Annotated in this window: 7 protein-coding genes; 1 reads left to right on the forward strand and 6 read right to left on the reverse strand. The window is 73.1% G+C overall.

Annotation, left to right across the window (positions count from 1 at the left end):
* Nucleotides 1-142: 142 nt before the first annotated feature.
* From ACZ6D7_RS40715 to glgX, 6 genes are all read right to left on the reverse strand, one after another.
* Nucleotides 143-1,915 carry an ABC transporter ATP-binding protein gene (locus ACZ6D7_RS40715; protein ID WP_469502100.1) on the reverse strand — a complete coding sequence of 591 codons (1,773 nt, stop codon included), beginning with the start codon at nucleotides 1,913-1,915 and terminating at the stop codon, nucleotides 143-145.
* Nucleotides 1,912-3,666 (reverse strand): ABC transporter transmembrane domain-containing protein, encoded by a 1,755-nt coding sequence (locus ACZ6D7_RS40720; RefSeq protein WP_469502103.1) that lies wholly within the window; start codon nucleotides 3,664-3,666, stop codon nucleotides 1,912-1,914. The genes ACZ6D7_RS40715 and ACZ6D7_RS40720 overlap by 4 nt, the downstream gene beginning before the upstream one ends.
* 182 nt (nucleotides 3,667-3,848) lie before the next feature.
* A complete protein-coding gene (locus ACZ6D7_RS40725) occupies nucleotides 3,849-4,706 on the reverse strand; it encodes an alpha/beta fold hydrolase (RefSeq protein WP_469502105.1) in 858 nt (285 codons plus the stop codon).
* A 177-nt stretch (nucleotides 4,707-4,883) separates the two neighbouring features.
* Nucleotides 4,884-6,770 (reverse strand): ABC transporter ATP-binding protein, encoded by a 1,887-nt coding sequence (locus ACZ6D7_RS40730; protein WP_469502108.1) that lies wholly within the window; start codon nucleotides 6,768-6,770, stop codon nucleotides 4,884-4,886.
* A complete protein-coding gene (locus ACZ6D7_RS40735) occupies nucleotides 6,767-8,572 on the reverse strand; it encodes an ABC transporter ATP-binding protein (protein ID WP_469502111.1) in 1,806 nt (601 codons plus the stop codon). The genes ACZ6D7_RS40730 and ACZ6D7_RS40735 overlap by 4 nt, the downstream gene beginning before the upstream one ends.
* A 135-nt stretch (nucleotides 8,573-8,707) precedes the next feature.
* The gene (glgX, locus tag ACZ6D7_RS40740; protein WP_469502113.1) at nucleotides 8,708-10,942 is read right to left on the reverse strand and encodes a glycogen debranching protein GlgX; all 2,235 of its coding nucleotides are present in this window, start codon (nucleotides 10,940-10,942) and stop codon (nucleotides 8,708-8,710) included.
* 152 nt (nucleotides 10,943-11,094) lie between these two features.
* Here glgX and ACZ6D7_RS40745 point away from each other — a divergent pair, with 152 nt between their 5' ends.
* Nucleotides 11,095-12,336 carry a L,D-transpeptidase gene (locus tag ACZ6D7_RS40745; RefSeq protein ID WP_469502115.1) on the forward strand — a complete coding sequence of 414 codons (1,242 nt, stop codon included), beginning with the start codon at nucleotides 11,095-11,097 and terminating at the stop codon, nucleotides 12,334-12,336.
* Nucleotides 12,337-12,484 lie beyond the last annotated feature (148 nt).

Consider the following 12,484-nt stretch of genomic DNA (forward strand, 5'->3'; position numbering starts at 1 on the left):
TGAAGCTGTGGGGTTGCTGTGAAGTAGCAGAGGGAAGAGTGGCAGGGGATTGCGCTATCTGTCAGGAGCGCGTCAGAAACTTGGCCGGAAACCCTCCGTTGTCCGGTAATTCATGTTCGATATGCGGAGCAACGGGTGTTTCTCAGACCCCCTCGGGCTCCCCGTGCCACGTCCGCCACAGCGCGGCGTACGCCCCGCCCGCCGCCACCAGTTCCTCGTGCGTGCCGAGTTCGGTGACCCGCCCGTCCTCCATCACCGCCACCCGGTCCGCGTCGTGCGCGGTGTGCAGCCGGTGCGCGACGGCGATGACGGTACGGCCCTTCAGCACGGCCGCCAGGGCCCGCTCGGTGTGCCGGGCGGTCGTCGGATCCAGCAGCGCCGTCGCCTCGTCCAGGATCAGCGTGTGCGGGTCGGCCAGCACCACCCGGGCCAGCGCGAGCTGCTGCGCCCGCGAACCGTCCGGACGGCACCCCGAACCGCCCAGCGGGGCGTCGAGGCCGCCGGGCAGCTCCCGTACCCAGCCCGCCGCACCCACCGCGCCCAGCGCCGCCCACAGCTCGTCGTCGGACGCGGCCGGTTCGGCGATCAGCAGGTTGTCGCGGACCGTCCCCAGGAACACATGGTGCTCCTGCGTCACCAGCACGACCTGCCGGCGCAGCGTCTCCGGCGCCAGATCCGCGACCGGCACCCCGCCCACCGTCACCGTGCCCGCGCTCGGCGCGTCCACCCCCGCCATCAGCCGGCTCAGCGTGGTCTTGCCCGCGCCGGACGGCCCGACCACCGCCAGCCGCTCCCCGGGCCGTACGGTCAGATCGACCCCGCGCAGCACCTCGCCGCCCCGCGCGTAGGCGTAGCGCACGTCCCGGACGTCGATCCGGTCGTCCACCGGAACCGGGGCATCCTCCCGCCCGCGAGCGCGCGGTGCCGCCGCCAGGCCCTCCACCCGGGCGAACGAGGCACCGCTGGACTGGAGTTGCTCCACCCGCACCAGGATCTGGTCCAGCGGATCGGCGAACTGGCGCAGATACAGCGCCGCCGCCACCACCGCCCCCAGACTCGTCACACCCCGCGCGTGCAGCGCCCCGCCCACCAGCAGCACGCCCGCCACCGGCAGCGTGTACGACACCTCGACCACCGGGAAGAACACGCTGCGCAGATACAGGGTGTGGAAGCGGGCCCGGCGCGCGCGCTCCAGCGACTCCCGGCTCACCGCCGTCCGCCGCTCCTCGAGCCGGAACGCCTCGACCGTCCGCGCCCCGGCCGCCGTCGCGGCCAGGACCTCGGCGACGTCCGAGTCCGCCGCCCCCTGCGCGAGATAGCCGGAGCGGGCCCGGCGCAGATACCAGCGCAGCACGCACCAGATCGGCGTCAGCCCGAGCACCCCCACCGCGCCGAGCAGCGGGTCGATCACGAACACCGCCGCGAGCGCGAGCAGCGCCTGCACCGAGGAGACCAGCAGCTCGGGCCCGGCGTCCCGCAGGGTCGTGCCGACCGCCGCCACGTCGGCGGTGCCGCGCGTGGCCAGGTCACCGGTGCCGGCCCGCTCCACGACCGACGCCGGCAGCGCCAGCGCCCGCCCGACGAACTCCTCCCGCACCCGCGCCAGCGTCCGCTCCCCGAACCGGTGTCCCGCGTACCGCGCCCAGCGGGCCAGCAGCAGCTGTGCCACCGCGCACACCAGGATCACCGGCGCCAGCCGGTCCACGGCCCCCACGCCGTCCCCGGCCCGCACCGCGTCGACGATCCGCCCCAGCAGCCAGGGCCCGGCGAGACTCGCCCCGGCGGCGAGCACGTTGAGCAGCAGCACCCAGGCGAAGGCCCGCCCGTCGGCCCGCACCAGCCGTACGGCCGCGCGCCGCACCTGAGCGGCCCCGGCGACGGGAAGCCGGCCCGACGGGGTCTCCTCCGGCGTCATCCCACAGCCTCTTCCTCTTCGCCTTCCTCTTCGTCTTCGCCGTTCTCCGCTCCTTCCTCTTCCGCGTCCCGTGCCACCAGCGCCCGGTACCCCGGTTCCCGGGCCAGCAGCGCACGGTGGCCGCCGCTCGCCGCGACCTTCCCGCCGACCAGGTAGAGCACGGTGTCCGCGTGATCGAGGACCAGCGGCGAGGTGGTCGTGACGAGCGTGGTCCGGCCGGTCCGGGCCGCTCGCAGCCGCTCGGCCACCACCGCCTCCGTATGGGCGTCCAGCGCCGACGTCGGTTCCACGGCCAGCAGCACCTCGGGGTCGGCCAGCAGCGCCCGCACCAGCCGGACGCGCTGGCGCTGGCCCCCGGAGAGACTGCGGCCCTGCGCGGCCACCGGCGCGTCGAGGCCCTCCGCCAGCCCCTGCACCACGTCCTCGGCGGCAGCCGCCCGGACCGCCGCCCGCACCCGCGCCGCAGGGTGCTCCCGCCGGCCGCACACCACCTCGCGCAGGCTGCCCGCGAACAGGTCGGCCTCGTTGTCCGCGACCAGGATCGAGGCCCTGACCCGGGACAGCGCGATCGCGTCGAGCCGGGTCCCGCCCCAGGTGACATCGGTCGGACCGTACCGGCCGAGCCGGTCGACGACGGCGGCCGGCTCGGCCGGGCGCGCCCCGACCAGCGCGGTCAGCCGGCCCGGCGCCACCCGCACGCCGGACGCGGGGTCGTACAGCTCCGCCGGTCCGGCGGGCGCGTCGGCGGTGCCGGTGTCAGGGTCGGGCTCCAGCCGCAGCAGCCCCACGACCCGCCGGGCCGAGACCACACCCCGGCTCAGCTCGTACCCCATGTCGACGAGGAAGGCCACCGGGCCCACCAGCACGGCGACATAGCCGTACACCGACACCAGCTGCCCCACCGTCATGTCCCCCTGGGCCGCCAGCCGGGCCGCCAGCCAGGTCACCACGGCGAGGAACAGCGTCGGCAGGCCCATGCCGAGGGCCTGCATCCAGCTGGTGACCGCGCCCACCCGGTAGCCCTGCTCCCGCAGCCGCGTCGAGTCCCGCCGGAACGCGTCCGCGAACAGGTCCTTGCCGCCCAGTCCGCCCAGCACCCGCAGCCCGCCCGCGAGATCGCCGATCCGCGAGGTGAGCACCCCCTGCCGCTCCCGGTACTCGCTCTCCGCGCCCTGGAGCCGAGCCATCAGCGGCCCGACGAGCACGGCGATCACCGGCATCCCCAGCAGCACGACCGCCGTCAGCAGCGGTGAGACGGACAGCAGCAGCCCGGCGACGAAGACGTACACGACGACCGAGCCGACGCCCGGCCCGATCACCGTCAGCGCGTTCGCGATGGTGTGGACGTCGCCCACCCCGATCGTGACGACCTCCCCGGTGCCGATCCGGCGCGGCAGCGCGTCGCCCAGCCGCACCGCCTGCCCGACGACCACCTTGACGGTGCGGAAGTAGGCGTCCATGCGCAGCCGGGTCATCGTGCGGTGGCGCACGATGCTCACCCAGGAGTTGGCCGCCCCGACCACGAACAGCGCGGTCGTCCAGCCGGCCAGCGCGGCCGGGTCCCCGGGCTCCAGCCCGTCGTCCACCGCCCGCGACAGCAGATACGGCGCCATCGCCAGCAGCACCATCCAGGTGCTGGCCAGCACCGCCCCGGCCACCGCCCGGCCCGGCTGGCACCGCACCAGCCAGGCCAGATACGCCCAGCCGCCCCGCCGGTCGGGCATCCCGGGATCCTCGTACGCGTCGACCACAAGCCCCCCTGCAGGTTTCGCGTGATCGCTGGCACTGGCCCCTGTGGAAACCCGGAAATCCGGGCGTCGTGGGCACTGACCGTTTCGGTTCATGGTGAACAATCCGGTCCCTGGTGGTCGGCGAGGGCGGTTGCTTTCCGTTGTGCCACCGGGTTTCGTCCTGGGAACTTCAACAGCCGGGGTTATGACGACGGGGCGCTGGTGTGTCCCAGGAACGCTGTGGTGGTCGCCACGAACCGGTCGGCGTCGTCGAGCCACGGGTAGTGTCCGGCGCTGGGCTGGACGACGAGTTCGGCGTTCGGGAAGAGGTCCGCGAACTCGGCCATGGTGCGAGGAGGGGCTCCCAGGTCGGCTTCACCGGCCAGGAGGAGGACGGGCGGGGTGAACCGGGCGAGTGCGGTGCGGGTGGTGTCCGGGGCGAAAGCGCCTTCGGCGCCGAAGGCAGCGACGATCTCCGTGTTCATCCGCTCGTTCCCGGCGGCCTGATGCGCCTGGGCCGTCTCGTCCCAGCGGCCGTAGGAGAAGGGTGCGACGGCGTTCCAGCTGTCGGCGGTGGCCTTGCCTGCCACGATCGCCTCCAGGGCCGCGAACGCCTCCGGGAACCAGGGTTCGTCCCGGCGGAGTTGTGCGGTCTCCAGCCGGAGCTCTCCTGGGATCGTGAGGCCCACGGCCCTGACGCTTGGCGTGATCAGCGCGAGCATGCTGACCTTTTCGGGGTGGCGGCTCACGTAGAGCGCGGCCAGATTGGCGCCGGCGCAATGCGCGAGCAGGTCCATCCGGTCGAGGCCGAGGTGCTTGCGCAGGGCCTCGACGTCGTCGACGAGTCGGTCACAGCGGTAGGAGGCGGTGTCCCGTGGTGTCGCGGACTGGCCGGTGCCCCGGAGGTCCAGCCTGATCAACCGCCGGTGGGCGGAGAGGCCGCCGAGGCCGCCGAGGTATGCGGAATCCGTCGGGCCTCCGGGCAGGCAGACCAGCGGAGGGCCGTCTCCGAACACGTGGTAGGCGAGCTTGGTCCCGTCGTGCGCGGAGAAGGTAGGCATGGTCGAGACCATGTCAGCGGCGTTTGGGCGGGGCAACTGGTTTCCCCGGTGTGCTGGGTGTTGTGGTCGTCGAGGAGGGAGAGGAGACGAGTGGCTTCGTCAAGGATGTCCAGCCTCGTCGCTGTCCATGTCGCATGGACAGTGTCCATCAGAATGCGGAACCTACACCCCGGATCGTCAGGCCAGACTGTCCCGCCAGGCCCGGTGCAGATCCGCGAACCGGCCGGTGCCGGCGATGAGGTCGGCCGGAGGGCCGTCCTCGACGATCCGGCCCCGCTCCATGACCAGCACCCGGTCGGCGATCTCCACCGTCGACAGCCGGTGCGCGATCACCACCGCCGTACGGCCCTTCAGCACCGTCGCCATCGCCGCCTGCACGGCACGCTCCCCGGGCACGTCCAGCGAGCTGGTCGCCTCGTCCAGGATCAGCACCGCCGGATCGGCCAGCAACGCCCGGGCGAACGCGACGAGTTGCCGCTGCCCGGCGGAGATACGGCCGCCGCGCTTGCGGACGTCCGTGTCGTAGCCGTCGGGCAGGGCGCTGATGAACTCGTGCGCGCCGATCGCCTTCGCCGCCCGCTCGATCTCCTCCCGGGTGGCCTCCGGCCGCCCGATGGCGATGTTCTCGGCGACCGTCCCGGAGAACAGGAACGCCTCCTGCGTCACCATCACCACCCCGCGCCGCAGCTCGGGCACCGACAGCTCGCGCAGGTCGACGCCGTCGAGCAGCACCCGGCCCCGCGTCGGGTCGTAGAACCGGGCGAGCAGCTTGGCCAGCGTCGACTTGCCCGCGCCGGTCGAGCCGACGACGGCGACGGTCTGCCCGGCCGGCAGGGTGAGGTCGAAGCGGGGGAGCACCTCGCCGCCGGTGCGGTAGCCGAAGGAGACCCCGTCGAACACGACCTCGCGGCCGGGGAGTTCGCCCGGCAGCGCGGGCAGTTCCCTGGGCACGGACGGCTCCGGCACGGACGGCGTCTGCGCGAGCAGCCCGGCGATCTTCTCCAGGGAGGCGGCCGCCGACTGGTAGGAGTTGAGGAACATGCCGAGCCGGTCGATCGGGTCGTACAGCCGCCGCAGGTACAGCACGGCGGCCGCCAGCACACCCAGCTCCAGGGTGCCGTCCGTGACCCGGTGGGCGCCCCACAGCACGATCGCCGCGACCGCCGTGTTGGCGACCAGCCGGGAGCCGACCACGTACCGGGCCATCTCCAGGAGCGCGTCGCCGTTGGTGCGCTCGTGCCGCCGGTTCAGCACCCCGAAGTCGGCGTCGTTGACGGCCTCCCGGCGGAAGGCGCGCACCGGGCGGATGCCGTTCATCGTCTCCACGAACTTCACGATCACGGCCGCGATCGCCGTGGAGCGCGCCGTGAACACCCGCGCGGCGCGCCGCCGGTAGGACCGCACCAGCAGGTACAGCGGCACGAAGGAGGCCACCGCGACGGCGCCCAGGCCCAGGTCCAGCCAGAGCAGCATCGCCGAGATGTAGAGGAACGACAGGACGACGGTCACCAGCTCCTGGAGACCCTCGTTGAGCAGCTCGCGCAGGGACTCCACGTCCGTGGTGGAGCGGGAGATGAGCCGGCCCGAGGTGTAGCGCTCGTGGAAGTCGACGCTCAGCGCCTGCGCGTGCCGGAAGATCCGGCCGCGCAGATCGAGCAGCACGTCCTGGTTGACGCGGGCGGCCGCGAGCAGGAACGCGTACTGGAGGCCGCCGGAGACCAGCGCGCACAGCAGATAGCCGACTCCCACCGCGATCAGCGGCCCGTGGTCGTCGGCGCGGAACGCCGGTACGGCCCGGTCGATCGCGTACGCCACCAGCAGCGGGCCCGCCTGCACGGCCGCCTGCTGGAGCAGCAGCAGAAGGGTGGTCAGCGCCACCCGCGCCCTCATGGGGGCGAGCAGGGAGCGCAGCAGCGCGCCCGTGGCACCCGGCGGGGTGGGCAGGACGTCGTGGTCGAAGGGGTCCTCGGCGGCCCGCGGGCGCAGGTCGTCCGGCTCGTCGTCGGTCGTGGGGGTGGTGGGGGTGGTGGGGGTGGTGGGGGAGGAGGCGGTGGGGGCGGTCATCGGTCGTCCTCCTGGCGGCCGGTTCCGGACATGAGGTGGGCGTACTCGGTGTTGCCGCGCAGCAGTTCCTGATGAGTGCCGACGGCGGTGATCCGGCCGCCGGAGAGCAGGGCGACCCGGTCCGCCAGCAGCACGGTCGACGGGCGGTGGGCGACGATCAGCGCGGTGGTGCCGACGAGGACCTGGCGCAGCGCGGCCTCCACGGCGGCCTCCGTGTGGACGTCCAGCGCGGAGAGCGGGTCGTCGAGCACGAGGAAGGGCGGCCGTCCGACGACCGCCCGGGCCAGTGCGAGCCGCTGCCGCTGGCCGCCGGAGAGACTGAGCCCCTGTTCGCCGACCTGCGTCGAGGTGCCCTGCGGCAGCTGGTGCGCGAAGCCGGCCTGCGCGACCTCGAGGGCCCGCTCCAGCTCGGCGGCGCCCGCCGTGTCGTCCGCGCCCATCAGCACGTTCTCCCCGACGCTCGCGGAGAACAGGGTCGGCTCCTCGAAGGCGACGGCGACTCTCGCCCGCAGCTCGGCGCGCGACATCGCGGTGATGTCCTCGCCGTCGAGCGTGATCCGCCCGGCGGTCGCCTCGTGCAGCCGGGGCACGAGCGCGGTGAGCGTGGTCTTCCCGCTGCCGGTGGCCCCGACCAGGGCCATGGACTCGCCGGGCCGGATGTGCAGGTCGACGCGGTCGAGGGTGGGCGGGGAGCCGGGATCGGCGTCCGGGTAACGGAAGACGACGCCGTCGAAGCGGAGCCCGTCGCCGTCCCGCGCGGCGCCCGTGGGCGAGGGCGAGGGCGCGAGCGAGGGCGCGGGCGTCTCCTCCTCCGGCCGCTCGTCCATCACCTCGAAGTACCGCTCGGTCGCCGTGGCCGCCTCCTGGCTCATCGCGAGCAGGAAGCCGATCGAGTCCACCGGCCAGCGCAGCGCGAGGGCCGTCGACAGGAACGCGACCAGCGTGCCCGCGGACAGCTCGCCGTCCGCCACCTGCACCGCGCCCAGTACCAGGGCCGCGCCGATCGCCACCTCCGGCAGCGTCACGATCACGGCCCAGATGGTCGCGAGCAGCCGCGCCTTGCGCAGCTCGGTGCCGCGCAGCGTGGCCGACAGTTCGCGGAAGGCGCGGGCCTGGCTGCGGTGCCGGCCGAAGCCCTTGATGATCCTGATCCCGAGCACGCTCTCCTCGACGACCGTCGTCAGATCGCCGACCTGGTCCTGCGCGCGCCGGGCCACGACCGCGTACCGGTGCTCGAAGACCACGCACATCACCATCACCGGCACGGCCGGCCCGAGGATCACCAGGCCGAGCGTGAAGTCCTGGAGCAGCATGATGATCACGCCGACGACGATCGTGACGCCGTTGACCAGCAGGAACGTCAGCGGAAAGGCGAGGAACATGCGCACCAGCATCAGATCCGTCGTCCCCCGGGACAGCAGCTGCCCCGAGGCCCAGCGGTCGTGGAAGGCCACCGGGAGCCGCTGGAGATGCCGGTACAGTCCCGCCCGCATCTCCGCCTCGACATGCGACAGCGGCCGCGCCACCAGCCACCGCCGCAGCCCGAACAGCCCCGCCTCCACGAACCCGAGCAGCAGCAGGTACAGCGCGCCGAGCCAGACGCCCGCCGTGTCCCCGTCGGCGACCGGCCCGTCCACCATCCACTTCAGGACGAGCGGGATCACCAGCCCCGTACATGAGGCGACGACCGCGACGAACGCGGCGGTGAACAGGCGCGCCCGCACCGGCCGCACATACGGCCACAGACGCAGCAACGTCCGCACCGCGGACCGGTCCTTGGTGGTTACAGGAGTCGTGGACATCAGCAGCGAGCCTACGGATCGCCACTGACATCGCCCACCGAGTTTCGGCCGGGCCTCCCTCGGGCCTTGGTCCTACGACCTGCGCGTTCGACCGGTCGTCCCCCCTCGTCACTCCTTCAGGTGATTCAGCCGGAGCTACTCCACCACCCGCAGCAGCAGCACCGCCCGGGCCGGCACCGTCACCGCCGAGCCCGCCCGGTGCCGGACCGCGGGCGGGGCCGCCTGGTCCTCGTGGGAGGTGTCCACGACCACCTCGTAGCGCTCCGCCCACGGCGGGCCCGGCAGGACGAAGCTCACCGGGCGGTCGCCGGCGTGCAGGACGGCGAGGAAGCTGTCGTCGGTGATCGGCGCGCCCCGCTCGTCCCGGCCCGGGATGTCCCGGCCGGAGAGGTACATGCCGAGCGTGGCGGCGGGCGCGTACCAGTCCCCCTCCGTCATCTCCGTGCCCCGTGCCGTGAACCACGCCAGGTCGCGCAGCCCGTCCGCGGAGTGCGCGCGGCCGGAGAAGAACGCGCGCCGGCGCAGCACCGGGTGGCGGTGGCGCAGCGCGATCAGCCGGGCCGTGAGGTCGAACAGGGCCTGCCAGCCCGGATCCGCGAGCAGCTCCCAGTCCACCCAGCCGATCTCGTTGTCCTGGCAGTACGCGTTGTTGTTGCCCCCTTGGGTGCGGCCCATCTCGTCGCCCGCGACCAGCATCGGCACGCCCGTCGACAGCAGCAGGGTGGTCAGCAGGTTGCGCAGCTGCCGGCGCCGCAGGGCCCGTACCCGCTCGTCGTCCGTCTCGCCCTCCGCCCCGCCGTTCCAGGCGCGGTTGTCGTCCGTGCCGTCCCGGTTGCCCTCGCCGTTCGCCTCGTTGTGCTTGCGCTCGTACGACACCAGGTCGCGCAGGGTGAAACCGTCGTGCGCGGTCACGAAGTTCACCGACGCGTACGGCCGCCGCCCGCCCCAGGCGTACAGGTCGCTGGAGCCCGACAGCCGGTAGCCCATCTCCCGGACGTCCGGCAGCGCGCCCCGCCAGAAGTCCCGCACGGCGTTGCGGTAGCGGTCGTTCCACTCCGTCCACAGGGGCGGGAAGGCACCCACCTGGTAGCCGCCCGAGCCCACGTCCCAGGGCTCGGCGATCAGCTTCACCCGCCGCAGCACCGGATCCTGCGCGATCACCGCGAGGAACGGCGACAGCATGTCCACGTCGTGCATGGAGCGGGCCAGGGCGGCGGCCAGGTCGAAGCGGAAGCCGTCCACGCCCATCTCGGTCACCCAGTAGCGCAGCGAGTCCGTGATCAGCCGCAGCACGTGCGGCTGCACCACGTGCAGGGTGTTCCCGCAGCCCGTGTAGTCCGCGTACCGCCGGGCGTCCGACTGGAGCCGGTAGTAGCCCCGGTTGTCGATGCCCTTCAGGGACAGCGTCGGCCCCAGCTCGCCCGCCTCCGCCGTGTGGTTGTAGACCACGTCGAGGATGACCTCGATGCCCGCCGCGTGCAGCGCCCGCACCATCCGCTTGAACTCGCCGACCTGCTCGCCCCGGGTACCGCCGGAGGCGTAGCCGGCGTGCGGGGCGAAATAGCCGATGGAGTTGTAGCCCCAGTAGTTCCGCAGGCCGCGGCGCAGCAGATGGTCCTCGTGCGCGAACTGGTGGACCGGCAACAGCTCCACCGCCGTCACCCCCAGCTTCACCAGGTGCTCGACCGCCGCCGGATGCGCCAGTCCGGCGTAGGTGCCGCGCAGCTCCTCCGGGATCCCCGGGTGGCGTTGGGTGAAGCCCTTGACGTGCACCTCGTAGATCACCGAGTCCGCCCACGGCGTCTTCGGCCGGCGGTCGTCGGCCCAGTCGTCGTCATCATGGACGACGACGCCCTTCGGGACGTACGGCGCCGAGTCGCGTTCGTCGCGCACGGTGTCCGCGACCTGCTGCTGGGGCCAGTCGCGCACATGCCCGTACACCTCCGGCGGCAGCGTGAACTCGCCGTCCACCGCGCGGGCGTACGGGTCGAGGAGCAGCTTCGCCGGGTTCCAGCGGCCGCCGGTCCACGGGTCCCAGCGGCCGTGCACCCGGTAGCCGTAGCGCTGGCCCGGCATGACCCCCGGCACGAAGCCGTGCCAGATCTCGTGGGTCAGCTCGGTGAGCCGGGCCCGGGTCTCCTTCCCCGACGCGTCGAACAGGCACAGCTCGACCGCCTCCGCCCCGCCCGCCCACAGCGCGAAGTTGGTCCCCGCCACCCCGTCCGGACCGGCCCGGAACCGGGCGCCGAGCGGCATGGGCGCACCCGGCCACACGGGCACGCCGGGCGTCCTGTGCGACGCACCGTTCACGACGGCGGCGGGCGCGACGCGCCCCTTCGCCACCGCCTCCTGCTCGGCTGCGCTGGACACCGTTCAGCCTCCCGCGGCTCGTGGAACGACGTGGGCAAAGGGCATACGGCGTCCCGGCCACTGCTCCCGTCGCGTCGTCCTCCCCCCTGTTCTGCCCAGAGCGTGCCTCGCACTCACGTTTCCCCGGAGCGTGCCCGGTCGTTGGGCACCCCGTGAGGCACGTACATGGGCGCGCACGGCGCGCGAGGGTCGCAGTGGCCGCCGTAGTGACTTGGGCAGGACTGCTGGCCGGGGCGTCCGGCTGCACCGGGGAGGGCGGCGGCGGGCTCGACCGGATGCTGGGCAAGGCTCCGGCCGCCGAGGACGTCATCCGGGTCACCCCGGACGACGGCGCGAAGGGCGTCCGCCCGGGGAGTGGGCTGCGGGTCCGGGTGCCGGACGGGCGGCTGGAGTCGGTGCGGGTCGTCCGCTCCCAGGACGCCCAGGAGACGAGGGTGCCCGGCCGGATCTCCGCCGACGGACTGTCCTGGCGGCCCGACGACGACACGCTCGCCCTCGCCGCCCGCTACACCGTCGACGCCGTGGCCCTCGACGGCGACGGAGACCGCTCCGCCCGCCACACCACCTTCACCACGTACGTCCCCGAGGAGCGCTTCATCGGGTACGTCGCCCCGGAGAACCGCGCCACCGTCGGCACCGGGATGATCGTCTCCCTGGAGTTCAACCGGGAGATCGAGAACCGGGCGGCCGTGGAACGCGCCATCCATGTCACCGCCGACCCGGCCGTCGAGGTCCGGCCGCACTGGTTCGGCGCCGGCCGTCTCGACTTCCGCCCCCGGCGCTACTGGAAGCCCGGCACCCGGGTCACCGTCGCGCTGCGGCTGCGCGACGTCGAGGCCGCGCCCGGCGTCTACGGCCTCCAGGACAAGACGTTCACCTTCACCGTCGGCCGCAGCCAGGTCTCCGTCGTCGACGTGGCCCGGCACACGATGAAGGTGCGGCGCGACGGCGAGCTGATCGCCACCGTCCCCATCACGGCCGGGGCCCCGAAGACGACGACGTACAACGGCAAGATGGTTGTCACCGAGATGCTCGAGCTGACCCGGATGAACGGCGCCACGGTCGGCTTCACGAAGAAGAACGGCAAGGCCGAGTACGACGTCCCGGACGTGCCGCACGCCATGCGGCTCACCGAATCCGGCACCTTCCTGCACGGCAACTACTGGGCGGACGGCGCCTTCGGGCGGGTCAACATCAGTCACGGCTGCGTGGGGCTCAGGGACGTGAAGGGCGGCGGCTCGGACACGCCCGCGGGCTGGTTCTTCGACCGCTCGCTCGTCGGGGACGTGATCGAGGTCGTCCGCAGCAAGGACAAGGAAGTCGCCCCCGACAACGGGCTCGGCGGCTGGAACATGGGCTGGCAGGAGTGGACGGAGGGCAGCGCGATCGGCTGACCTTCGCCCCCCGGTGCAACCATCCCACCGCTCGATGGTCCAAGTTGCGACGGAACGGTGACATTGACCTGACACGAAGCTCAAAACCGTGCGGTTAATATGCGCCAGTGATCGCGCGGGATGCGCTGGGGTGGGGGCCTGACCAGGC

Source organism: Streptomyces sp. NPDC041784 (assembly GCF_055591025.1).